Source organism: Methanothermobacter sp. (assembly GCF_030055425.1).
GTDB lineage: Archaea > Methanobacteriota > Methanobacteria > Methanobacteriales > Methanothermobacteraceae > Methanothermobacter.
In genome coordinates this window covers 30,324-53,054 of the sequence record NZ_JASFYE010000008.1, presented here as the reverse complement: position 1 = coordinate 53,054, position 22,731 = coordinate 30,324, and the positions used below count along the sequence as shown (strand labels likewise).

General features: G+C 49.6%; 21 protein-coding genes. 7 read left to right on the top strand and 14 right to left on the bottom strand.

Features of this window, described 5'->3' with window-relative positions:
* Nucleotides 1-54: 54 nt before the first annotated feature.
* From QFX39_RS07875 to uvrB, 6 genes are all read right to left on the bottom strand, one after another.
* The gene (locus tag QFX39_RS07875) at nt 55-888 is read right to left on the bottom strand and encodes a methanogen output domain 1-containing protein (protein WP_300479181.1); all 834 of its coding nucleotides are present in this window, start codon (nt 886-888) and stop codon (nt 55-57) included.
* 329 nt (nt 889-1,217) lie between these two features.
* Nucleotides 1,218-2,969, bottom strand: coding sequence for a histidine kinase dimerization/phosphoacceptor domain -containing protein (locus QFX39_RS07870; protein WP_300479179.1), 1,752 nt, complete (start codon nt 2,967-2,969; stop codon nt 1,218-1,220).
* 27 nt (nt 2,970-2,996) lie between these two features.
* Nucleotides 2,997-3,431, bottom strand: a complete 435-nt coding sequence (locus tag QFX39_RS07865) for a response regulator (RefSeq protein WP_300479176.1) — start codon at nt 3,429-3,431, stop codon at nt 2,997-2,999.
* Nucleotides 3,432-3,485: 54 nt separating this feature from the next.
* The gene (locus QFX39_RS07860; protein ID WP_300479173.1) at nt 3,486-4,514 is read right to left on the bottom strand and encodes an ATP-binding protein; all 1,029 of its coding nucleotides are present in this window, start codon (nt 4,512-4,514) and stop codon (nt 3,486-3,488) included.
* Between the two features lie 177 nt (nt 4,515-4,691).
* On the bottom strand, nt 4,692-7,559 hold the full coding sequence (uvrA, locus tag QFX39_RS07855) for an excinuclease ABC subunit UvrA (protein ID WP_300479170.1): 2,868 nt from the start codon (nt 7,557-7,559) through the stop codon (nt 4,692-4,694).
* A 38-nt stretch (nt 7,560-7,597) separates the two neighbouring features.
* Nucleotides 7,598-9,544 (bottom strand): excinuclease ABC subunit UvrB, encoded by a 1,947-nt coding sequence (uvrB, locus tag QFX39_RS07850; protein ID WP_300479167.1) that lies wholly within the window; start codon nt 9,542-9,544, stop codon nt 7,598-7,600.
* A gap of 206 nt (nt 9,545-9,750) precedes the next feature.
* On the opposite strand from uvrB, the gene uvrC reads away from it, so the two are divergent.
* The 4 genes from uvrC to QFX39_RS07830 all read left to right on the top strand — a co-directional run bounded on the left by uvrC (nt 9,751) and on the right by QFX39_RS07830 (nt 14,043).
* Nucleotides 9,751-11,490 carry an excinuclease ABC subunit UvrC gene (gene uvrC, locus QFX39_RS07845; RefSeq protein WP_300479165.1) on the top strand — a complete coding sequence of 580 codons (1,740 nt, stop codon included), beginning with the start codon at nt 9,751-9,753 and terminating at the stop codon, nt 11,488-11,490.
* Between the two features lie 174 nt (nt 11,491-11,664).
* Complete coding sequence (locus tag QFX39_RS07840) at nt 11,665-12,888, top strand: methanogen output domain 1-containing protein (protein WP_300479251.1); 1,224 nt, start codon at nt 11,665-11,667, stop codon at nt 12,886-12,888.
* A gap of 61 nt (nt 12,889-12,949) precedes the next feature.
* Nucleotides 12,950-13,663: an ATPase domain-containing protein gene (locus QFX39_RS07835; RefSeq protein ID WP_300479163.1), complete on the top strand. Its 714-nt coding sequence runs from the start codon at nt 12,950-12,952 to the stop codon at nt 13,661-13,663.
* A 170-nt stretch (nt 13,664-13,833) separates the two neighbouring features.
* Nucleotides 13,834-14,043 (top strand): hypothetical protein, encoded by a 210-nt coding sequence (locus QFX39_RS07830; protein ID WP_300479161.1) that lies wholly within the window; start codon nt 13,834-13,836, stop codon nt 14,041-14,043.
* 28 nt (nt 14,044-14,071) lie between these two features.
* On the opposite strand, the gene QFX39_RS07825 is transcribed toward QFX39_RS07830, so the two are convergent.
* Together QFX39_RS07825 and QFX39_RS07820 are read right to left on the bottom strand one after the other, a co-directional pair.
* The gene (locus QFX39_RS07825; RefSeq protein WP_300479158.1) at nt 14,072-15,094 is read right to left on the bottom strand and encodes a M42 family metallopeptidase; all 1,023 of its coding nucleotides are present in this window, start codon (nt 15,092-15,094) and stop codon (nt 14,072-14,074) included.
* Nucleotides 15,095-15,105: 11 nt separating this feature from the next.
* Nucleotides 15,106-15,321, bottom strand: a complete 216-nt coding sequence (locus QFX39_RS07820) for a hypothetical protein (RefSeq protein ID WP_300479155.1) — start codon at nt 15,319-15,321, stop codon at nt 15,106-15,108.
* Nucleotides 15,322-15,427: 106 nt separating this feature from the next.
* On the opposite strand from QFX39_RS07820, the gene QFX39_RS07815 reads away from it, so the two are divergent.
* Genes QFX39_RS07815 through QFX39_RS07805 form a run of 3 tightly spaced genes read left to right on the top strand, consistent with a single transcriptional unit; the run spans nt 15,428 to nt 17,143 of the window.
* The gene (locus QFX39_RS07815) at nt 15,428-16,180 is read left to right on the top strand and encodes a 4-phosphopantoate--beta-alanine ligase (RefSeq protein WP_300479152.1); all 753 of its coding nucleotides are present in this window, start codon (nt 15,428-15,430) and stop codon (nt 16,178-16,180) included.
* Nucleotides 16,181-16,205: 25 nt separating this feature from the next.
* Nucleotides 16,206-16,742 carry an AAA family ATPase gene (locus tag QFX39_RS07810; protein ID WP_300479149.1) on the top strand — a complete coding sequence of 179 codons (537 nt, stop codon included), beginning with the start codon at nt 16,206-16,208 and terminating at the stop codon, nt 16,740-16,742.
* Nucleotides 16,739-17,143 carry an RNA-binding domain-containing protein gene (locus QFX39_RS07805; protein ID WP_300479145.1) on the top strand — a complete coding sequence of 135 codons (405 nt, stop codon included), beginning with the start codon at nt 16,739-16,741 and terminating at the stop codon, nt 17,141-17,143. Before QFX39_RS07810 ends, QFX39_RS07805 begins: the two co-directional genes overlap by 4 nt.
* A 7-nt stretch (nt 17,144-17,150) precedes the next feature.
* Here the strand turns inward: QFX39_RS07805 and QFX39_RS07800 are convergent, their stop codons facing one another.
* The 6 genes from QFX39_RS07800 to QFX39_RS07775 form a co-directional block, all read right to left on the bottom strand.
* Nucleotides 17,151-17,831 (bottom strand): TIGR00289 family protein, encoded by a 681-nt coding sequence (locus tag QFX39_RS07800; RefSeq protein WP_300479142.1) that lies wholly within the window; start codon nt 17,829-17,831, stop codon nt 17,151-17,153.
* Nucleotides 17,828-18,628, bottom strand: coding sequence for a hypothetical protein (locus tag QFX39_RS07795; protein WP_300479140.1), 801 nt, complete (start codon nt 18,626-18,628; stop codon nt 17,828-17,830). The genes QFX39_RS07800 and QFX39_RS07795 overlap by 4 nt, the downstream gene beginning before the upstream one ends.
* A 139-nt stretch (nt 18,629-18,767) precedes the next feature.
* Nucleotides 18,768-19,169, bottom strand: a complete 402-nt coding sequence (locus tag QFX39_RS07790; RefSeq protein WP_300479138.1) for a hypothetical protein — start codon at nt 19,167-19,169, stop codon at nt 18,768-18,770.
* Between the two features lie 25 nt (nt 19,170-19,194).
* On the bottom strand, nt 19,195-19,590 hold the full coding sequence (locus QFX39_RS07785; protein ID WP_300479135.1) for a hypothetical protein: 396 nt from the start codon (nt 19,588-19,590) through the stop codon (nt 19,195-19,197).
* A 9-nt stretch (nt 19,591-19,599) separates the two neighbouring features.
* A complete protein-coding gene (locus tag QFX39_RS07780; protein WP_300479133.1) occupies nt 19,600-20,649 on the bottom strand; it encodes a hypothetical protein in 1,050 nt (349 codons plus the stop codon).
* Between the two features lie 2 nt (nt 20,650-20,651).
* A complete protein-coding gene (locus QFX39_RS07775; RefSeq protein ID WP_300479130.1) occupies nt 20,652-22,724 on the bottom strand; it encodes a hypothetical protein in 2,073 nt (690 codons plus the stop codon).
* Nucleotides 22,725-22,731: the final 7 nt, after the last annotated feature.

The following is a 22,731-nucleotide window of genomic DNA, read 5'->3' as shown; positions in this document are numbered from 1 at the left end:
TTAACCTCTGAAGGGTTTGTATTGATACATGGGTTTTCGAGTCCACTGAAGAGATTACTTCACGCTGAACCTGAAGAGGCACCTCTCTGATCCATCAGCAATGTGTTCAAGTGCCCTGAAATCACCGGGAAGCCCACTCCAGTCCCAGCTCAGCTTGAGAACGGCCTCACAGTTGAGGCAGAATCCAGGGTTCTTCCCTGCATCATCAATCCATGGGCAGTTCTCGAATTCAACGTAGACATTTTCATCATCCTCAAGAAAGCCCACCCTGATGGTGAAGTTCTCAAATACATCCGCAACCCATGCGAGGTATGCCTCAAGCGGGTCATCGTAGGGTGATTCCACCATACATGATTCAAATCCAGGTTTAAGTTCAGATATGATCCTATCCCTGAATATCCCTGATAGCAGTTCCCTGATCTCATCCCGGTCGGCGTCGGGTGAGGGCATTGCGTTGAGGATGAAGTTGTAGAAGTCTGAGATTATCCTCTTCCTCATGAGTTCCATTTCCCTCATGGCCGACCTGTGCCGGTATATCGCCATCTCAATGTTGGCGTTGAGTTCAGATGATTTGAAGGGTTTCACAATGTACCCGTAGGGCTCTGTTATCTTTGCACGTGCCAGCATCTCCTCATCGGCGTAGGCTGTGAGGTAGATTATGGGGATGTTAAAGCGGTCCCTTATCTCCCTTGCGGCCTCTATTCCGTCCATTTCACCCTTGAGAACTATATCCATGAGGACAAGGTCCGGTTCATGTATCTTACTTGCCCTTATGGCGTCCCTGCCTGTTGAGACGGTATCCACCACCTCATGGCCCATTGTCTCAAGTTTGTGTCTTATACCCATTGCCACTATGGCCTCGTCCTCAACAACAAGAATTCTTGCCATAAAATCTCCCCAAGGTCTTTTTAATTCAGATGATCCTCAATCACTCTGGAATCACTGAAACTTAAAATTTGATGTGAAATCTGACCTTTAAGCCGCCTCTGGCAGTTTAAAAGCAGACGCATCTGGAACCTGAACCTCTTACTGTACCTGATTTTAAGGATGAATTGTTACCGGAATCTGATAGTCATCCTGAACCTAAAACCTCTTACTGTACCTGATTTTAAGGATGAATTGTTACCGGAATCTGATAGTCATCCTGAACCTAAAACCTCTTACTGTACCTGATTTTAAGGATGAATCGTTACCGGAATCTGATAGTCATCCTGAACCTAAAACCTCTTACTGTACTCAACCTCACGGAATTTCACCATGAACCTGGCAGGCCTCTCTATCTTGAGTTCACCATTTATCTGATCCACAAGGTTTCTCACAATCCTCAGACCCAGGGTGCTGGTATTCTCAAGGTCAAGGTCCTCTGGCAATCCAACACCGTTATCTGAAACGATGAGGGTGTAACGGTCACCATTCCTGTGAACCTCCACGGTGATCTCGCCTCCATCATCAGGGAATGCGTACTTTATACTGTTGGTTACAAGTTCATTTATTATGAGGCCACAGGGGATTGCTGTTTCGATGTTAAGCATAACATCATCCACGCGGATTCTCACATCGATCTCACTTCTATCTGCACCGTATGAATCAAGGAGGTCACTGAGAAGTGTCTTGATGTAGTCCCTGAGGTTGACCCGTGATAGGTCCCTTGACTCGTAGAGCTTTTCATGTATGAGTGATATGGCTTCTATCCTGTGCTGGCTGTCCATGTAGAGTTCCCGCAGACGGGGGTCCCCTGTGATGGATGCCTGCAGCATCAGGAGGGTTGAGATTATCTGGAGGTTGTTCTTCACACGATGGTGTATCTCCCGTAGAAGCAGCTCCTTCTCCTTAAGGGATTCTCGAAGGCGCTTTTCAACCGACTTTTTATGGGTTATGTCCATAAGGGAGAGGAGACACTTCTTGCTCCCAGGGATGGTGACCGTCGTTGCAAAGAAGTTCCTCTCCTCACCCCTCCTGTTTTTGAGTGTGAGCTCAAAGTTCTTTGGTATGACATCAGGGTTAACTGACATTAACCTGTGGTAAGCCTCTATGCGCCCTGCATCAGAGGGGTCCACAAAGTCGGTGAGCTTCATGTATCCCTGTATTTCCCCCTTGCTGTAGCCAGAAAACCTTTCAAAGGCACTGTTTGCAAGCTCTATCACCATATCACTGCCACAGATAATTGTGAGGGTACCTGTATTCTCAAATATTACCCTGTACTCCTCCTTGCTGGCCTTAAGTTCCTTTTCAATCCTCTTCTGGACCGTGATATCCTTACCCATCAAGTAAATAAGCTTTTCATCATCCACTTCAACCGCTGTTACGGATACATCAAGGGTGCGGCCCCGTAGACCCACCGTGAACTTCATATGGCCACCCTCGCAGTCCCCCATGAGCCTCTTGAAGTCATCCTCACTGATCCATTCACTGATGTTTCTGCCGGTTATATCATCAGCAAATGATTTGAGGAATCCCGCTGCAGCAGGGTTAACATCAAGTATTGTCCCGTCGGGTGAACATATTAATATGGGGTTACCTGATTTCTCAAAGAGGGCCCTGTACTTCCTTTCACTCTCTTCAAGGGCCCTCTGAGCCTCCCGAACCTTTCTCTCCTCTTCTGCTTCTTGAAGGGCCCTCCTGAAAGCCAGGGGTAACTTTGAAAGGTTATTTTTGAGTACGTAATCTGTTGCCCCCGCCTTCAGCATTTCAACGGCAAATTCCTCCCCAATCTTTCCACTCACGAATATGAAGGGGATATCATGTCTCTCCCTCACTATCCTCAGGGCTGATACACCATCAAAGTCGGGGAGGGTATGGTCGGCCAGGATGATGTCTGGCTGGAATTCCTCAAGGGCCCTTCTGAAGGAGTCCTCACTGTCAACTGTGAGATGTTGGAAGTCTATACCATCCCTCTCAAGCTCCCTTATGACAAGTTCAGCGTCAAGGGGGACGTCCTCAAGGATCAGTACCTTAACCTTTTCTGACATTGGAAATCCTCTGAATACACATGCGAACTACTCAGGTGGCTGATTTATGATCATCCAGTAGAATCCCAGGGTTGAAACCGCGTTTATGAATTCATCGAATTCCACGGGTTTGCTCACGTAGCTGTTAACCCCCAGCTTGTAGCTCTCAACTATATCCCGGTCCTCCTTGGATGAAGTCAGAACCACCACCGGGATTCTGGATGTGCTTTCATTTCTCTTGATCTCCTGGAGAACCTCAAGGCCATCAACCTTTGGCATCCTGAGGTCAAGGAGTATGAGCTTCGGGAGGTTATCAGGGTCCCGCTCAGAGTAGGATCCCCTTGCGAATATGTAGTCAAGTGCCTCTGCACCATCCTTGACCCAGTGGAGCTTGTTTGCAAGGTTGTTTTTCTTCAGTGCCCTTATCGTTAGTTCTGCGTCTGTAGGGTTGTCCTCAACAAGGAGTATATCCGCATCTGTCATTATCCCACCGCCTTTGGTAATGTGAAGTATAAAGGAGTATATCCGCATCTGTCATTATCCCACCGCCTTTGGAAGTGTGAAGTATATTGTTGCACCGGCATCAACCTCACCTTCACCCCAGACTCTTCCTCCGTGCCTCTTTATTATCCTCTGGACTATTGAGAGGCCCACACCGGTTCCCTCAAATTCCTCCTGACTGTGGAGTCTCTGGAAGAGTCCAAAGAGTTTTCCCGCATACTTCATATCAAATCCTGCCCCGTTATCCCTGACATAGTAGATGTGCTCATCGCCCCCGTCCATGTATCCCACCTCTATCCTTGCGGGGTTCCTGTCCCTTGTGAATTTGATGGCGTTTGAGAGGAGGTTGCCCATCACCTGCCCCATTAGGACCCTGTCTGCCATTGCAGGTGGGAGGTCATCCACAGAAAACTCTATGGCCCTTCCCTCCTCCTGTGAGGCAAGTTCCCGGTAGGTTGACTCTGCAAGTTCCCTCATGTCCAGAGTCACAGGGTTCATCTCCTGCCTTCCAGCCCTTGATAGGAGGAGGATGTCATCGATGAGCTGCCCCATCTTCTTTGTGTTCTCCCTGATTATTCCAATGACCCTGAGACCATCATCATCAAGTTTATCCTCATAGTCCTCGACTAGTATCCTTGAAAACCCGTCGATGGCCCTTAAAGGGACGCGGAGATCATGTGATACTGAATAGGCAAATGCCTCCAGTTCATTATTGGCATCCTCAAGTTCTGCAGCCTTTTTTGCCAGTTCACGGTTCAGTTTTCTGAGGGAGCGGACCTTCTCAATCCTCTCAATGAGCAGTGCGATCATCACTGTGAAGAGCATCAGGAGGACTATCCTGAAGAGTTCATCTGATATGTTGAATCCAACTGCCCGTGTCATTGGCTGAATTATGAGTAAAGCCGTGAATACTGCAAAAACAAAAAGAGCCCATTTAATTACCCTTCCTGAGGGTTTTGGGATTGCGATGAGAGGTAAAATCAGGAAAATTCCATGCATCCAGTTGAAGGATAACATCATAACTGCCGCTGCAATCATCATCAAAAGGTCTTCACGGTATTTCATGATAACCACATAAAATTTATGGGGATGATCATATAAAAAATTTCCTTTAAATGAGTGGAGTGAAACACTTTTATCTTACGATAAAGAATATAAAAGCGAATATAAAAGCGGCATGTGGTTTAAAAAAGACTATATAAAAAATTAACATAAAAACTTCTCACTGAGCAGGAAAAGTCACTACTTTCCAGTGTCCTGCCCCAGAGGGACCCTCTCATTCTGTACACCGTTGAGGACATCCCTGAGGAACCTTCCAGTGTGGGTTCCTGAGTTAGCAACCTCCTCGGGTGTACCCTCAGCCACCACAAGGCCTCCCCTGTCACCGCCCTCGGGTCCAAGGTCTATGATGTGGTCCGCAGACTTTATAACGTCCAGGTTGTGTTCTATCACAACAGCTGTGTTACCTGCATCCACAAGCCTTCCCAGGACATTGAGGAGTTTCTTGATGTCATCGAAGTGGAGTCCTGTGGTTGGCTCATCAAGGATGTAGAGCGTTTTCCCGGTGCTCTTCCTCCCAAGTTCCTTTGCCAGTTTGACCCTCTGGGCCTCACCACCTGAGAGTGTTGTGGCTGGCTGACCCAGCTTTATGTAGCCAAGGCCCACGTCATAGAGTGTCTGCAGCTTCTTCCTCACCTGGGGTATGCTCTCAAAGAACTCAAGGGCCTCCTCCACGGTCATATCAAGGACCTCTGCTATGTTCTTACCCCTGTATCTTACCTCAAGGGTCTCCTCATTGTACCTTCTACCCCTGCAGACTTCACATGGGACATAGACATCTGCAAGGAAGTGCATCTCTATCTTGATTATCCCGTCACCACTGCAGGCCTCACAGCGGCCCCCCTTGACGTTGAAACTGAACCTGCCTGGCCTGTAGCCCCTCTTCTTTGCCTCGGGGGTCTGGGCGAAGAGTTCCCTGATATGGGTGAAGACCCCTGTATAGGTGGCGGGGTTTGATCGTGGTGTCCTCCCGATTGGTGACTGGTCTATCATCACAACCTTGTCGATGTGCTCAAGGCCCTCGATGTCGGTGTGCTCACCTGCATTCATGTGCTTATTGTGGAGCCTCTCATAGACCCCCCTGTAAAGTATCTCGTTGACCAGTGTACTCTTACCTGAACCTGATACACCGGTGACACATGTAAAGACACCCAAGGGAATCCTCACATCGATGTCCCTGAGGTTGTTGGCCCTGGCCCCCCTCACAGTGAGGTATTTTCCTGAATGGCCCCTCCTGAATTTGGGTACAGGTATTGTTTCCCGGCCCGACAGATACGCCCCTGTGAGGGATGCCTGGTCCTCCATTATCTCCTGGGGTGTTCCCTCTGCAACCACGTGTCCACCGTGTTCCCCGGCACCGGGTCCAATGTCAACCACGTGGTCAGCGGAGAGTATGGTTTCCTCATCGTGTTCAACCACTATCAGGGTGTTCCCCAGGTCCCTGAGCCTCTTGAGTGTCTCAATCAGCCTCATGTTATCCCTCTGGTGGAGGCCTATGCTGGGCTCGTCCAGGATGTAGAGTACCCCCACGAGGCCCGATCCTATCTGGGTTGCGAGCCTTATCCTCTGGGCCTCGCCACCTGAGAGTGTGCCTGAGGACCTTGAAAGTGTCAGATAGTCAAGACCCACGTCAATCAGAAACCGTAGCCTCTCACGTATCTCCTTGAGGATCTCCCTTGCGATGTACTCCTCCCTCCCGGTGAGTTCAAGGCCCTCAAAGAAGCTGTGGGCCTCGCTCACTGACATTTCAACAACATCATGTATTGATTTTCCACCCACCGTGACCGAGAGGCTCTCCGGTCTCAGCCTGCTCCCCTTACAGACCGGGCATGCATGGTTGCTCATGAATTTACCTATGTAGGTCCTCATGTAGTTGGACTTGGTCTCCATGTAGATCCTTTCCATCCGGGGTATAACACCCTCAAAGCGCCTGTTAACACGGTAGGTTCTGTTTTTACGCTGGAATACGAACTGGATCTTCTCATCTGTCCCGTAGAGGACTGCCTTCCTGTGTTCCTCGTCCAGTTCACCGAAGGGTGTGTCCAGGCTGAAGCCGTAGTGCTCAGCCACAGCCCTCAGCATCTGGTGGTAGTAGTTGTCCCTCTTACCTGACCTGCTCCAGGGGACTATGGCCCCCTCATTTATGGAGCGCTCAGGGTAGGGTACCACGAGGTCAGGGTCTATCTCAAGTTTGCTTCCAAGCCCATTGCACTCTGGACATGCCCCGTGGGGGCTGTTGAATGAAAACATCCTGGGGCTTATCTCCTCAAAGTTTATGCCGCAGTCAGGGCAGGCAAAGTGTTCACTGTAGACCCTCTCATTGCCTGTATCATGGTAGAGGACCCTGAGTGTACCCTCGCCCATCTCAAGGGCGGTTTCAACAGAGTCTGCGAGCCTCTTCCTGAATTCAGTGTCCTTTCTAACAGCAAGGCGGTCCACCACCACATCGACCGAGTGTTTCCGGTTTCTGTCAAGGTTGAATTCCTCGTCAAGGTCCCTTATTTCGCCGTCAACCCTGACCCTTACGAATCCCTGTTCCCTGAGCCTCTCAAAAACCCGCTGGTGCTCGCCCTTCCTGTCCCTCACCACCGGTGCCAGTATGATGATCCTTGTGCCCTCATCGTCCTCCATTATACGGTCCACTATCTGGGTTGATGTCTGCTGCTCTATCTCCCTTCCGCAGAGGTAGCAGTGGGGTTTACCTATCCTTGCAAATAGGAGCCGGAGGTAGTCGTAGATCTCTGTGATGGTCCCCACGGTTGAGCGGGGGTTGACCCTTGTGGTCTTCTGGTCTATGGATATTGCAGGGGAGAGGCCCTCTATGTAGTCCACCTCGGGCTTCTTCATCTGCCCCAGGAACTGCCTTGCATAGGCTGAGAGGGACTCAACGTATCGCCGCTGGCCCTCAGCGTATATGGTGTCAAAGGCCAGCGAGGACTTCCCTGACCCGCTTATACCTGTTATGACGATGAATTTATCCCTTGGGAGTTCAAGGTCAATGTTCTGGAGGTTGTGCTCCCTTGCACCCTTAATAACTATCTTTCCACTCATAACTCTCAGAATCTCCACTTATTCATATAAAGTTCGTTTTATTTTGATGAGGACCCCTTGAGGGACATTATCTGGTCCCTGAGCCTCGCGGCCCTCTCGAATTCCAGGTTCCTTGCGGCCTCACGCATCTCGGCCTCAAGGTCCTTTATTATGACTTCAAGTTCATCCCGGGGTATCTCCTCAGCCTTAATCTCCTCTTTATCCTTCTTCTCCCTGAGGGTCCTTCTTGTGCTCCTTGGCTTTATACCGTGCCTGCGGTTGTACTCCATCTGGAGCTTTCTTCGCCTGTTGGTGGTCTCAACCGCTGCTTTCACCGAGTCTGTGAGTCTGTCGGCGTATATCAGTACCTGGCCGTTGACGTTCCTGGCGGCCCTACCGATTGTCTGTATGAGGGAGGTCTCTGACCTGAGGAAGCCCTCCCTGTCGGCGTCGAGGATCGCCACCAGTGAAACCTCCGGTAGGTCCAGACCCTCCCTGAGGAGGTTCACACCCACCAGGCAGTCGAATTCGCCACGTCTGAGGTCATCTATGATTTCAACACGCTCAAGGGTGTCTATCTCTGAGTGGAGGTACCTCACCCTAACACCAACCCGTGAATAATAGTCGGTGAGGTCCTCTGCCATCCTCTTGGTGAGGGTTGTTACGAGAACCCTCTGGCCAAGGTCAACCCTCCTTCTTATCTCAGAGAGGAGGTCGTCAACCTGTCCCTTAACCGGCCGGATCCTGACCTCAGGGTCCACGAGGCCAGTGGGCCTTATGATCTGTTCAACGATGTTCTGGCTCCTTGAGAGCTCATATTTACCCGGGGTTGCGGAGACATAGATCACCTGGTTTATGCTCTCCTGGAATTCATCGAAGCGCAGAGGACGGTTCTCCTTTGCACTGGGGAGTCTGAAGCCGTACTCAACGAGTGTCTCCTTCCTTGCCCGGTCACCGTTGTACATGCCCCTTATCTGGGGGACGGTCACGTGTGATTCGTCGATGACCGTCAGGAAGTCATCGGGGAAGTAGTCAAGGAGTGTGTTGGGTTTCTCACCCCACTTCCTGCCGCTGAGGTGCATTGAGTAGTTCTCTATGCCCTGGCAGTAGCCCATCTCCCTTAGCATCTCCATGTCGAATCTCGTCCTCTGCTCCAGGCGCTGGGCCTCAAGGAGTTTATTCTGGGCCCTGAGTTCCCTGAGGCGATCCTCAAGTTCCTCCTCTATTGATTCTATGGCCCTCTGGAGTCTGTCCTCAGGGATCACGAAGTGCTTGGCAGGGAATACGGTTATGCGGTCCAGTTTCTGCAGCCTCTTACCTGTTACCCTGTGGACGGTTGATATGGAGTCCACCTCGTCCCCGAACAGTTCTATCCTGATTGGTGGTGTTCCATGGATGGGGTTTATCTCTATGGTGTCGCCGCGGACCCTGAACTGGCCCCTGTCGAATTCCACGTCGTTCCTCTCGTACTGCATGCTTACAAGGCTTGAGAGGATCTCCTCCCTCCCGATGGTGGAGCCAACCTCAAGGTGGAGGGTGAACTCACCGTAATCTGCGGGGGCCCCTATGCCGTAGATGCAGGATACACTGGATACCACTATAACGTCATCCCTGGATAGGAGCGCCTGGGTTGCCGAGTGTCTCATCCTGTCTATCTCATCGTTTATTGAGGCCTCCTTGTCTATGTAGGTGTCTGTCTGTGGTATGTAGGCCTCTGGCTGGTAGAAGTCATAGTAGCTCACGAAGTACTCCACTGCGTTATCAGGGAAGAACTCCCTGAACTCCTCGTAGAGCTGTGCAGCCAGTGTCTTGTTGTGGGATATGACAAGCGTCGGTTTCTGGACCTCCTCGATGACATTGGCGATGGTGAAGGTCTTACCTGACCCTGTGACCCCCAGGAGGGTCTGCTCCCTCATCCCTGAGTTTATACCCTCAACGAGGGACCGTATCGCCTTTGGCTGATCCCCGAGGGGTCTGTAATCTGATACCAGTTTAAATTTCATCACAAATCACTTAAAATGAGAAACTCGATTTATGGTGAAAATATATTTCCAGGTCACATTATATATACCTTTGCAGTTAGAAGAGTGATACATCAAGTATACATCTGCAGTCTTAGAATGTTAAAGGAATGATGCATCGACGGTATACCTCTGCAGTTAGAAGGGACAGGTATACAGCTGCACCTTTAGAATCTTAAAGGGATGATAGGTTGACAAGGGTCAGGGATCCAGGAAAACTTCCAGACAGGACAGGCGTTTACATATTCCGTGATGAAAACGACAGAGTCCTCTACGTTGGCAAATCGGTCTCAATAAGGAAGAGGGTAGCATCCTACTTCAGGGAACACGAGAACCCCCGCCTCAGGGTCATGATGAGGCACCTTGACAGCATAGAGTACATCCTAACAGAGAATGAAAAGGAGGCCCTCATCCTTGAATCCAACCTCATAAAGAGGTACAGGCCACCATACAACGTCCGCCTCAAGGACGATAAGAGGTACCCCTTCATAAAGATAACAGACGAGGAATACCCCCGTGTAATCATAACAAGGACCATCAGGGGTGACAGTGCAAGGTACTACGGGCCATTCACCGATACCGGGTCTGTGAGGAAGACCCTGAAGTTCATAAAGTCCCTCTTCAGGATCCGAAGCTGCAGAAGGATGGATGGACCCTGCCTCAACAGCCAGATAGACCTCTGCCATGCCCCCTGCGACGGCGGGATAAGCATGGAGGACTACCTTGAGATCATCGAAAGGGTGGACCTCTTCTTTCAGGGCCGATACCGGGAGGTGGTTGAGGCCCTTGAGGCAGAGATGCGCGATGCCTCAGAAAAACTGGAATTCGAGAGGGCCGCTGTTATCCGGGACCAGATTGAATCCATACGTGAGGTTATGGAGAGACAGTACGCGGCCTTCACAGACTCCATCGACCAGGACATAGTGGCCCTGGAGACCCGTGGAGATAACTCCGTCGTTGTGGTTCTGCAGATCCGCGACGGTAAGATCACAGGTAAGGACGACTTCATGCTGAGGGGCTCAGCAGATAGGAGGGAGATCATCGAGTCCTTCCTCAAGCAGTACTATGCCATCCCGCGGTACGTTCCATCAGAGATCCTGGTGCAGTACCCCATAGGGGATGAGGTCATATCAGAGTGGCTCTCTGAGCTCAGGGGTGGTGAGGTCAGGATACATTCACCAGAGGGGGGCTCAGGCAGGAGACTCCTGAACATCGCCTGGAAGAACGCCTCCGTCATCCTCAAACAGAAGGGTAAGGTGAAGGATGCGCTCCTTGAACTCAAGGGTGAACTCAAGCTCCCCTCCATTCCCAGACGGATTGAGGGCCTTGACATATCCAATATTGGTGGTGAACACGCAACTGGTTCAGTCGCCGTCTTCCTGGATGGTAAACCAGCCCCCGGAATGTACCGCCGCTACCGTATAAGGACCAGGGGCCCGGATGACTATGCCATGATGAGGGAACTCGTCATGAGGAGGTACTCCAGTGATGAAACTGAAAAACCGGACCTTGTGCTGATTGACGGGGGTAAGGGACAGCTCTCAGCGGCACTGGATGCCCTCAGGTCATGTGGTGTGGATCTGCCTCTTGTGGGCATAGCAAAGAGGGAGGAGGATATATACCTCCCGGGGCTTTCAGAGCCAGTTGAGGTATCAGATGGTGCCCTTCAGCTTCTCAGACACCTGCGTGACGAGGCCCACAGGTTTGCAGTTGAATACCACCGGAGGATCAGGGACAGAAAATCCCTTGAGTCGGAACTCGACGGTATAAGGGGTGTTGGTCCCAGAAGAAAGAGGGCCCTCCTGGAGCACTTTGGAAGTGTTGAGGGTATAGGGAATGCCAGTGTGGAGGAACTTGCTGCGGTAAGGGGCATGAACCGCCCGGTGGCAGAGAGGGTATACAGACACTTCAGAAGGGGTGATGGTGGCTGAATCCCCTCCATAGGGTTTTCTGCAGTTTGGAAGTGTTTTAGGGGATGATAACGGAATTTTCCAGCAAATTATTTATACTGACCACTTACATAATACTGATTGACTGTGTGAACCTAATCCGGGGGATGAATGATATCCAGGGAGGATTGAATGTCGCCTACAAGTTTGCTCGTTGTGGAAGATGAGAGTATAGTGGCCATGGACATCAAGCACAGGGCCGAGGGTCTCGGCTACCGTGTGGTCGGGATGGCAGCCTCAGGTGAGGAGGCAATAAAACTTGCCCGTGAGGAGAAACCTGACCTTGTACTCATGGATATAGTGCTTAAGGGTGAAATGGACGGGATAGAGGCGGCAGAGGTCATAAGAGAGGAGATGAATATACCCGTTGTTTACCTCACAGCATACTCTGATGAGAAGACCCTGAGCCGTGCGAAGCTCACAGGGCCCTTCGGGTATATAATAAAACCCTTTGAGGACCGTGAGCTTCACAGTGCAATCGAGGTGGCCCTCTATAAACACAGGATGGACAGTAAACTCCGCGAAAGTGAGGAACGCTACAGGGCACTCCTTGAAACATCACCCGACCCCATAATTCTCCTGAACTCTGACTCAAGGATACTCTTTGCAAACAGAACCGTCGAGGAGTTAACAGGGCTTGACAGAAAGAAGTTAAGGGGTAAGAAACTCTCCATCCTCGAGAGGAAGGGTTTCCTATCAAGGGAGCTCCTTGAGAAGATCCTTGACCTCATGAACCATGATCCTAAAACCTTTGAAATCGAATTTGTTGATGTGAAGGGAAGGAAGCACCACTTTGAGATACACTCCACCACCATTGAGACAACAACCGAGAAGAACCTCCTCCAGATAATAGGGCATGACATAACAGGGAGGGTGGAGGCCGAGAAGAGGAGGGAGGAACTCATCCGTGAGAGGTCAAAGGCCCAGCTTTATGGATTCGTTGTCTCAGCTGTGCCGGTCTTTGCATCATCAATTCCTCCACAGCTCAGAAATGCCATCATAAAGAACTTTGCAGACAGGTTTGAGAAGAACCTCAAACCCAACTTCCATAGGATGATGGAGAAGCTGGGGGTTGTTGAGGATATCAGATCAGGGAGGGCACCCGAGAGGGTTTTCAACGCATACATAAAGTGGCTTTCAGGGTTTCTCGGGAACCTTGGAATTGAGACCACACTCCGAAAGGAGAAGTCAAGGTATGTCCTTGAATTCAAAACGTTTCCCTGGATCAATGAGGCACGTCAGAATCCCATCTTCTCACTAATATTCAGGGCCATGCTGATGAGGAGCTTCACCTGGACCGGTATCAAGGGAAGCGTCATACAGACCTCAACGCTGAGGAGCAGGGACGAGAACCTCACATTTGAATTTCATATGGTATAGAGAGGGGAACCTCAGATTTGAATTCATAAATGTATCTGAATGGATTAAGGGGGGTAAATAAATGGATGCTATATCCAGGTTAAGTACGGGGGTTAAGGGACTGGACGATATAATAGGGGGATACCCTCAGGGGAGGAGTATTCTTGTAACAGGTGACGCCGGGGCTGGTAAAACCATCATGGCACTCCACTTTGCCATTGAGAGTGCCAGGAAAGGCCTTAAGACAGTCTATGTTACAACAGAGGAGGACGAGACTGACCTGAGGATCCAGTGCGCCTCACTTGGGTGGGATATAGATGAACTGATGGAATCAGGCACCCTGAAGATCATAGGACTCTCTGCCATAAGGGCAAGGCTCACAGAGGCGGAGATACACATAGGCATTGAATCCGTCAAGGGAAACCTTCAGAAGATACTGGCTGAGATCCCGGAGGACACTGAGGTGCTTGTGATAGACAGTATAGGTAGCCATACAGAGAAACTAACAACACATGAGTTCCGGGACCAGTTTGACCTCCTTATCTACGAACTAAAGAAGAGGGGTATAACTGCATTGATAATCCTTGACAGTGCCACCTCCATGGAGTTCAATGAGATAGCTCTCTACGCTGTATACGGGGCCATAAAACTGATAAAGAGGGAGAACCCCTACACAGGTAGAAGGGAGAGGGTTATGGATATTATAAAGATGAGGAGCACAAGGACACCAATTGAATTTGTACCGTACATCATATCAGATAATGGCCTTGAGGTCATAGAGAACCCTGAAGATTGACATCACTGAAGTCAAAAAACGGGATTGGCGCATCCTTTGACTTATTAAGGTTTTTTAAAGTTTTTTAGCGGCTTTTTAATATCTCAAAAAAACATTAGTAATAATTAGATAAATTTATATATTAAATTATTACATAACTAACCAAAGTTATTCAAAAGGAGGTTTGCATATTGAAGAAAAAGGTCATAATAAAGGTCTTTGAAATGAAAAAACAGTGCGAATTTCCTTGCCGGGTGAAAATTTCAGAGGAAACAGTCGGCCAGTTTCTGAATGAGATCATGACCAGCGATATGGGCATGGACCGTAAATATGTGGTGGAAGTCTATGAAAACTGGTGTGACAGCCCTTACATATTCTATTTTGACGGGAATGGACGTTAAATCATACTGAAAAATAGGTGTGGGGGGTTTAAAGTCTTTCAATTGCCTTAACAAGAAGGTCAACGGTCATCTCGATGTCCTTCATGCTTGCCATGCTCACCGTTGTGTGGATGTACCTTGTGGGTACAGAGACCACACCTGCAGGTATACCCTCCCTTGTGAGGTGAATGGCTGTTGCATCGGTGGTGCCCCCCTCACTCACCTCTATCTGCACCGGTATATCCTCCTCCCCTGCGGTCTCAAGGAGCCAGTCCTTAACCCCTGGATGGGTTATTATACCCCTACCACTCGCATCTGTGAGGATGACAGCAGGGCCCCCATCAAGCTTCGCTGGTGCCTCCTCCTCCTTCATACCTGGGTGATCCCCTGCTATTGTGACATCAAGGGCAAGGGCCATGTCAGGGTTGAGTTTGAAGGCCGAGGTCCTGGCACCCTTAAGTCCGACCTCCTCCTGCACCGTTCCAACACCGTAAACTGTTGCATCAGCATCAACCCTTTTAAGGACCTCAACCATTACAAGGCAACCTATACGGTTGTCAAGGGCCTTCCCTGTGAATCGTGAATTGGGAAGTTCACTGTAGGGTGCATGGAATGTAATGGGATCCCCCACAGAGACAAGTTCCTCTGCATCCTCACGGGACTCTGCCCCTATATCGATGAACATGTTATCATGGGTTGTTACCTTCTTCCTCTCAGCGGCCTTCATCCTGTGTGGGGGCTTGGATCCAATGACACCCATAACAGGGCCATTCTCCCCGTGGATCCAGACGGCCTGGTTGAGTATCATCTGGTCACTGATTCCCCCTATCTTTGAAAACCTTATGAAGCCCTTCTTATCGATGTGCCTCACCATGAGGCCTATTTCATCCATGTGGGCTGCAAGCATGACCGATGGGCCGGACCTGCTCCTGGTTGCGATGATGTTACCAAGCCTGTCCTCCTCTATCTTATCAACATGACCTTCAAGTTCAGATGCTATGATATCCCTTACCTCTCCCTCAAATCCAGAGACTCCGCTGGCAAGTGAGAGACGCTTCATGAGTTCCTTCATACAATCACCGCTCAGTTCCTGATGGATTTTATGATTATAAGAACCCCCATGATAACCAGGAGGGCCTGGGGCCAGAACCTTGAGTACTGGGGTGGTATAAGGCCTGATGCAAAGGCAAACCATATAACACCTATGATCACCAGGATTGACCCAAGGTAGAGCCCCCAGAGGCTTTTCCCATACTCTGGCTTTCTGGGTTTTCGTTTGATCTCAACTTCCTCTTCCATTATGGATTCCTCCTCCTAATTCTATCTTCAAGCTGGTATAAAATATTTGGCTGACACCCACTTTACATGAAATAAACTTATTAAATGTCCGGTACAATAGAGTACCATGATTTCAAGGGACCATCCACGCTACCATTCACTTATGCAGAGAGAGAAAATAACAGATGCCTGGCGAAGGGGCATACTTGCAGATTCAGGGATGATCGCCCATGGAAGGGGTGAGGCCTTTGATTACCTGCTGGGTGAAGAGACAACAGAACCTGCCAGAAAGGCCATTAAAGCAGCGGCGGCAGCTCTTATCCTTGCAGAGAACCCAGTGATTTCAGTTAACGGCAACACTGCGGCCCTTGTCCCTGCGGAGGTTGTGGAACTTGCAGGGGAGATTGGAGGAAAAATCGAGATAAACCTCTTCCACAGGACAGAGAAAAGGGTGAAACTCATAGAGGAAGTCCTGAAGGAACATGGGGCATCAGAGGTCCTTGGAACCGGTGAACTCATGCACATAGATGGTATAATGAGCCCAAGGGCAACAGCAAGCCCTGAAGGTATATACAGCGCCGATACAGTCCTTGTACCCCTTGAGGATGGTGATAGAACCGAGATACTGAGAAAATCCGGAAAAACCGTTATAACCGTGGACCTCAACCCCCTCTCACGCACATCGAGGAGGGCAACTATAAGTATAACAGATAACATTGTAAGGGCTGTGCCTGCCCTGATAGATGCTGTAAGGGAACTCAGGGGCAAATCAAGGGAGGAACTTGAGGGGATCCTCAGGGAATTTGACAACACAGAAAACCTGAGGGAAACCATAAAATTGCTTGATATAAGGCGTTACAATCCAGAGATTGAGTCTTAACAAGAATAAATCAGAGTGTGTAAGTATGGTGGTTATTGGAGTTTCAGGGATGCCAGGAGCAGGTAAGGGTGTCGTATCAAGGGTCGCCGAGTCCATGGGATTCCAGGTTATAAGGATGGGTGACGTTATAAGGGATGAAGCCAGAAAACGCGGTGAGGAACCAGGTGAAACGGCTGTCCGCCTCAGGGAGGAATACGGTGAATACGTTGTTGCCGAGAAGTGTGTTGAGAGGATACAGAAGGCAAAATCCGAGAGGTTCCTTATAGAGGGCATAAGAAGCCCCCATGAGGTCGAGATATTCAGGGAGAACTTCCCTGGATTCAGGGTGATATCTGTATTCTCAACACGAAAGACAAGATTCAAACGCCTCAAAAAGCGCAGAAGAGAGGATGATTCATCAAGTTACCGTGAATTCATTGAAAGGGATGAAAGGGAACTTGGATTCGGAATAGGAAATGTAATAGCAACCTCAGATTACATGATAGTCAATGAGGGCCCCATCTGGAAGATAAAAAACCAGACAAAAAAGATACTGAGAAAACTATGCGAGGAGAGGAGATGATGGATGCTGTGAGGGTTAAGGTTCCGGTGCGAGCAACAGAGGACCCTGAAAAGGTCAGGGAGGCCGTTATGAACGTATTTCCAGACCTTGAAATTGAGAGCGATGGAGATTTCCTGAAGGGCGAAGGCAATACTGAGAGTCTCAGTGAACTCAGGGAGGCCCTTGAGAGGCGAAAGATACGGTTAACCGCCCGGGGAATCCTGCTTAAGAACATGAGGGGCAAATCAACCCGCATTTATATAAACAAGCAGGCAGCCCTCATAGGACGTGTCAATGTACTTGAGGAACCCATCACACCCCTTGGAGATATAATGGTCGAGATTGAATCAGATGATCTGCTGGGGATCATTGACTGGCTTGCACCTGATGTATCTGGAGAGATAGACGAAAGTTTGGATTAAAAATAAACTAGTTCTTATCAACAAGCACAGCCCTCTTTATATCCAGGAATCCATTATCAAAGAACCACTTCTTTTCATATTCAATTATCTCAAGTCTCTTCTTAAATATTGGGCCATCAAGGACTAGAGTCTCTGCCTCACCCCCCTCAAAGGCAGGGTTTATACCGTACCTCTCACTGAGATCAGCGAGTTCAGAGATCATTCTCCTGTCAACAATCCTCCCGAGCCATGACTCATCCAGGCCCTCGGCTGCAACCGCGGTCACCATGACCCTGAACCCAAGGTCAACAACCTCCTCCATATAATCAATGGGGTCCCTGTGCCAGAGTGGTGCCACCGACTTAAGGCCAAGCCTCCTGCAGACCTCATCTATCCTTGACCTCTGATACTCAGAGTAGAGTGCCCCTGAGTAAACCGCATCTACACCCCTCTCCTTCAGCATGGAAAGGGTCTCTGCAAGGTCCTCAACCTCCTTTTCCTCAACACCCTCAGTCCTGGATTCAATGAGGGGTATTCCAAGGGCCTCTGCAAGTAGGGATGTGAGTTTGATGTTTGGCACATGGTACATGTGGGACTCGGGGTTATCTGATACCATGGAAACCAGAAATCGGACCTCAGACTCCTGGAGTGCATGGTAGAGGGCCATTGTACTGTCCTTACCTCCTGAATATAGAACTGCAGATCTCATGTTTCACCCCTGTATTTCTTGTAAATCTTCCTGAAGAAACCCATGATGGAATCTATGAAAACACCTGCAAGGCCCGTCAGCACACCAAGAACCCCACAGAAAAGCACTATATTGGACTTAGCCGGTAAAGACCTCCTGAGTTCAGCCACCTTCTCCTCCGCGGGACCTCTGACCCCTGTTACAACGATGTCCCTGGCCTCAAGGTAGGAGACGACTTCATCGACATTTGCTGGTTTCACCTCCACCACCATTTTGACCGTGCTGTACCTCGTGTTTATGCCTCCAGTGTACATGAGCCACTCTGCAAGGTTCTCAAGGGCATTCACAGGGTTGTATCCCCTTTTAACCTGCAGGATTATGGTGCCGTTCGTGTAGACCTTCCATGAGGTTATATTGGAGTCTATAACCGCTATTTTATCCTCTATTATTCTTTTACGTTCCTCTGTGAATTTATCTGTCTTTATCACGATCCCCTCAGAGTGGACATCCACAACCCCCTCCTGGGAGGCAAGATCCGCTTTGAGCCTCTCTATATCTGTGCCTGTTGAGACATCCGCGGCTACGGTTTCTGTGGCTTCAGATGTTGAGAGGTATATGCTCCTTGCAATTTCAGGGATCTCATCGTAGACCGGTGAAATAAGGAATGCGCCGCCGACGGTCCCTGCAATGAAGCCTATGAATACCACAAAAAGGAGGTTTTTCCTTCCTATTACTGGAGTCATGAGACCAGCAGAGAATATGAATGCGAGAAGGAGTAAAAATAGGGCCAGCATTACGATTACACTCAGAACATCCATTTTATTCACCGTGAATCCTTTTGGGGGGCTCTTTAATCACTTACAATAGTATCTCAGCTGGCCTTAAATATGTTGTGATTATCCCAGGCAGGTGAATTCCCTCCTTAAAGAGATAGAATACGGATTCTGAGGAACTTCTTCAGGTGAATTCCCTGCTCCCAACAATATGTCCGCCCTCCATGCTGACATAGACCTCCTTAACTGTCCTCCCACCCCTCTGGAGGGGGACAATCCATACCGCCACATCCGTGCCGTTCAGGTTTATTGAGCCCCTGGTGGGCTGGCCTGCGGTGTAGCCCGACTCTGCTGCTATCTGCCTGGCCTCCTCGGCCGTAACATTCTCAGTTGTGTTTGTTCTGTTATCTGTCATGTTAGGTACGCTCACAGGTACCGGCTGTGGCTGTGGTTCGATCTGTGTGGAATCAGATAGACTCACCCGCTCCCCATGATTGAATGAGCTGTATGAGTACACCGTTACAAGGAGCGCTATGATGGCGATGATTGCAAGGGCCTTATACTCCCATCTGAGGTCACTGAACAAGAGAGATCCTCCAGTTTTTGATTGGTCAGGTGAGTTTAGTTATGGTTATTGTGCCGTTCTGGTTCCTCACAGTGTATGTGAATCCTGGGGTCATGTTGGTGGTGGTCACGTTGACCTTGGGTATAAGGTTGAGTCTGATGGTGCTTGACTTATAGAATACTGTAACCTTGCCGTTTCTCACCTCAATTGTGTATGGAAAATCAGAGGTCAATGTGAGGTTAACAGCATACCCGGGGCCATTGGTGTAGGCTGCATTCACTGCACCCACAACACGCTCACCCATCATCCTGGCCTCCCCAAGTTCACCCGCCTGGGTCCTTGAGAGTTCACTGTCCACTATGCTCACCATTCCCGCGATTATGATGAGGGCTATCAGTGTTGCGAATAGGAAGTCTATGCTTAAAACACCAGCGTCATCCATTAAATCACCTTAACTGTAATTGTTTGCCGCAAGACCCAGGAGGTTCTTGTAGGTCGCTGAGAGGCAGAATGGGCATCCAAGTGGGTCGTATATAACATTGTTCCTCACCTTGATGGTTGTTCCGGCGATTCCAAGGAAGTATTCCCTGTCAACCTTTGAGATGTACTGGTTGCCGTTGTGGTCCTCAAGGAGGGGGTCACCTATTATGAAGGTGCTCATCCTGGCGTACTGGGGATCTGCAGAGGATGACCTGTTCTCGAGGCGGTCAAAGAATGATAGGCCATATGGATCCACGAAGTAGTAGGGTCTTGGTGTTATGTTGCTGGGGTTGTCGGTCCCGTTGAGGCAGTACCAGAGGTTCTGGAGTCTTCCGTTACTGTCGACGCTCTCATTGAGCCTGTAGTCTGCATATGTACCGTTACTTGCATAGTAGGGGTACTTGTAGATCACGTTACTTGCACGGAACTTGGTGTTTATCCATATGTAGGGGTCCTCTATACCCTCGAGGCTCACATAGGATGAAACCTGTGGCAGCCGGAACTCATAGACCTGGTCCTTCTGGACAACCTTCACAGGTATGCCGCCGCGTATCTCCACTGAGAACCCGAAGGGGTCATTCTGTGTTATTGTAACGTCTGATGTGGTGAATGTGGCGTTGGTGTAATTGGTTATGGGTATATTGTTGATGTAGATCTGGCGGCCTGTCTGCCTTTCAAGCTCCTGTGAGGTGTTTATTACGTTGTCGTTTATGGCATCAACGATGTTCCTTGTTATGTTGGCCTTGCTGGTGCCGGCCGGGAAGAACTCGGCGTTATCTATAACGTTCCTTGATGCATTGTATGCCGCGTTACGCCCTGCATCCGCCGCAGCCTTCTCAACGGTCGAGTATATTGAGCCAACCACCGTTACGGTGACATCTCCACCCATTGTAAGGGCTGCCAGCATGTTGGCCTCATTGGCTATGCTTCCATAGGATATGGCGATTACAATAACCGGTATGAAGAGGAGTACTGCAAGTGGTGTGAATGCGTATCCATCCTCGTCACGGATTATGCTCATATCTAACTCCTCCACAGTGTTAGTCTAACAGGCAATGAATTGGGTATGTCCCCTGTGTAAAGGGCCTCGGTCCTTATAAGTGATGGGTCTATATTGTAGCCTGATGCCTGGAGCATTTCTATGAGCTCCTGACGTGCAAGGGCCTGGGCCGTGTATGCGTCATTGGCATATTCTGTGGCCCACATGTTTGCAAGGAATTTCGGGTATATGACAGCGACACGTGTACCTGAGTATATCTCAGCGTTGGAGTCCCCTGACTCCCAGCCCTGGCCTGAATTTATGGTGACACGTATATCATAGGTCCCTGGCCTTGCACTGTAGTTTCCAGGGTTCCCCCCTGTTGTGAATATCCTGCTTCCTGCAACATCAATGGCCCCTATATCCAGTGAGAAGGGCACAGGGCCATTGTAGAGCTGGGTCCAGGCGCTCGTTGAGTTTTTAACCTCAACCCTGATGGTTTTGGTATCAAGTCCTGCCCCCACGAAGAGCAGGACCTTCTTGGCATCTGATCCAATGGCAAACTGCCTTACAGGTGCTGACACATTGGTTGAGTTCTGGTAGCTTGCAAAGGGGTAGTTGTTCCACTGGATGGGTAGTGATGTGTAGGAGACAGTGGAGTAACAGTCAACAAGGCCCACCAGGTCGTAGTCCTGTCCAGGGACGTTGTCCCATATTGTAACCCTGACCTTATTTGTCCGACCGGCCCTCAGGTAATCCCTGATGTATATTATACCTGGCACGTTACCGTAACCGTCACTCACAGTACTGTAGGTTACACCGCCATAGTTGAATGAACAGAATGCCACGTTCCATGCGGTACCATTCCATACCTCCACGAGGGCATTGTCAACACCACCGTATGGGTTGACAACTGTGTAGGCATCGAGTATCCTTGAACCTGCTGGTATTGGAATGTCCTGCGTGACGCTTACCGCACATCCATCTGCGCTACCCCCATTAACGTTATCAATTACGAATGGCAGACCATCAGAGTATGAATGGTTCTGTCTCACCATACTGTTCCATGCTATCACCCGCCTCGTGTTGAGGTTGGTAACCGTACCTGTGTTGAGGTCATATATACGGCCGTAACCCATGGTCCCATTGTTGTCCAGCCTTGTTAAGCTGGGTACTGCGAGACCAGCAGCGTCATTGAAGGGGTATGTACGGGTAATGATACCCTTAGGCACCTTTATCGTGTTTGTATAGTTGGCTATTACTGAGAACCATGGAAGATCGTAATCCCTGGTTCCCGTTGTGGTCATGTTGGTGAACTGGACATAGAACCTGTTTGAGCCGCCCACCAGTGACGTTATGTTTCCCTGATAATTGTACATGAGTTCCCTTGTTGTTCCAGGTCTGAGGTTAAGGAAGGTGAAGCTATTGTTACTGACAACATGGGGAACATTGTTTATCACCACCCTTGCCCCGTATGATGATCTGTTCTGCCGGTTACATGAACCAAGAAGGAACCTACCCCAGTGAATGTTACTTGATGGGACCGAGAAGGTGATGTTCCTGGGTGCGGTCTGGTATCCCCAGTAGGGTCTTGAGTAAAGATTGTTCCAGAAATTGGAAAGCCAGTTGTGGAAGTTCCATACGGTTGTTGTGGAGTTTATCTCCTGGTCCTCCAGTGTAACCTCCTCCATCTTGTACCATGCACGTCCAAGCCAGCCCTCCTCAGGACCTGAAATCACGATGGCCCTGGATGCTGTGTCCCTTGAGACCATTATGCCACTGTCATTCCTGAGAGTCGGGTACGGGCCCATCTTGAACTCATACCCAACGCCTGGTGGTAGTAACGATCTCAGCTCAGACCTTATCAGGTTCTCGGCACCTGCAGTGTTGTTCCTGGAGTACATGGCGGCTGCAGAGTAGAGTGTCCCGTCCTGTCTCATGACATCCAGGGCGTCCGCTGCCAGGGCCTCAAGGTGCTGGTGGTCTGACCCCATATAACTTGGAAGTGCAAAGTATGTCACAATTGATGCTGTGAATATGAATACGACAACCAGTGCCAGGACGGCGTCGGTTGTGAATATAAATCCTCCCTCATCATCACCGAAATCACGGATCATAACTGAT

What these genes read in the sequence shown, in the direction of transcription:
- QFX39_RS07875 (WP_300479181.1), bottom strand. Translation starts at nt 888, where the DNA reads ATGGCAAGAATTCTTGTTGTTGAGGACGAGGCCATAGTGGCAATGGGT.
- QFX39_RS07870 (WP_300479179.1), bottom strand. Translation starts at nt 2,969, where the DNA reads ATGTCAGAAAAGGTTAAGGTACTGATCCTTGAGGACGTCCCCCTTGAC.
- QFX39_RS07865 (WP_300479176.1), bottom strand. Translation starts at nt 3,431, where the DNA reads ATGACAGATGCGGATATACTCCTTGTTGAGGACAACCCTACAGACGCA.
- QFX39_RS07860 (WP_300479173.1), bottom strand. Translation starts at nt 4,514, where the DNA reads ATGAAATACCGTGAAGACCTTTTGATGATGATTGCAGCGGCAGTTATG.
- uvrA (WP_300479170.1), bottom strand. Translation starts at nt 7,559, where the DNA reads ATGAGTGGAAAGATAGTTATTAAGGGTGCAAGGGAGCACAACCTCCAG.
- QFX39_RS07835 (WP_300479163.1), top strand. Translation starts at nt 12,950, where the DNA reads ATGGATGCTATATCCAGGTTAAGTACGGGGGTTAAGGGACTGGACGAT.
- QFX39_RS07825 (WP_300479158.1), bottom strand. Translation starts at nt 15,094, where the DNA reads ATGAAGGAACTCATGAAGCGTCTCTCACTTGCCAGCGGAGTCTCTGGA.
- QFX39_RS07820 (WP_300479155.1), bottom strand. Translation starts at nt 15,321, where the DNA reads ATGGAAGAGGAAGTTGAGATCAAACGAAAACCCAGAAAGCCAGAGTAT.
- QFX39_RS07815 (WP_300479152.1), top strand. Translation starts at nt 15,428, where the DNA reads ATGATTTCAAGGGACCATCCACGCTACCATTCACTTATGCAGAGAGAG.
- QFX39_RS07810 (WP_300479149.1), top strand. Translation starts at nt 16,206, where the DNA reads ATGGTGGTTATTGGAGTTTCAGGGATGCCAGGAGCAGGTAAGGGTGTC.
- QFX39_RS07805 (WP_300479145.1), top strand. Translation starts at nt 16,739, where the DNA reads ATGATGGATGCTGTGAGGGTTAAGGTTCCGGTGCGAGCAACAGAGGAC.
- QFX39_RS07800 (WP_300479142.1), bottom strand. Translation starts at nt 17,831, where the DNA reads ATGAGATCTGCAGTTCTATATTCAGGAGGTAAGGACAGTACAATGGCC.
- QFX39_RS07795 (WP_300479140.1), bottom strand. Translation starts at nt 18,628, where the DNA reads ATGGATGTTCTGAGTGTAATCGTAATGCTGGCCCTATTTTTACTCCTT.
- QFX39_RS07785 (WP_300479135.1), bottom strand. Translation starts at nt 19,590, where the DNA reads ATGGATGACGCTGGTGTTTTAAGCATAGACTTCCTATTCGCAACACTG.
- QFX39_RS07780 (WP_300479133.1), bottom strand. Translation starts at nt 20,649, where the DNA reads ATGAGCATAATCCGTGACGAGGATGGATACGCATTCACACCACTTGCA.
- QFX39_RS07775 (WP_300479130.1), bottom strand. Translation starts at nt 22,724, where the DNA reads ATGATCCGTGATTTCGGTGATGATGAGGGAGGATTTATATTCACAACC.